The sequence below is a fragment of the Psychrobacter sp. 16-MNA-CIBAN-0192 genome, from assembly GCF_040309565.1.
Lineage (GTDB): Bacteria > Pseudomonadota > Gammaproteobacteria > Pseudomonadales > Moraxellaceae > Psychrobacter.
The window spans coordinates 1-256 of the sequence record NZ_JBEOOX010000452.1; the positions used below are offsets into that span (position 1 = coordinate 1).

Genomic DNA, 256 nt, shown 5'->3' on the forward strand with positions numbered 1-256 from the left:
CCGTAGTCTTCGCTCAATATTTTAGCTGCTTTACGTACTTCAGTCATAATAGTACCCGAGCTTAATAGCTGTACGTTGGCTTTTTTGCCTGCGTAGCTCTCTAGCTTGTAAATACCTTTACGAATACCTTCTTCAGCGCCTTCTGGCATAGCTGGCTGATGGTAGTTTTCGTTCATTAACGTTAAGTAGTAGTAAATGTTTTCTTGATCGTCACCATACATACGACGAATACCATCTTGAATGATAACCGCTACTT

Annotated in this window: 1 protein-coding gene; it reads right to left on the bottom strand. The window is 40.6% G+C overall.

Annotation, left to right across the window (positions count from 1 at the left end):
- Window positions 1-256 (bottom strand): hypothetical protein (locus AAEY78_RS13925; protein WP_352339960.1); only part of this gene is annotated, 256 nt, incomplete at both ends.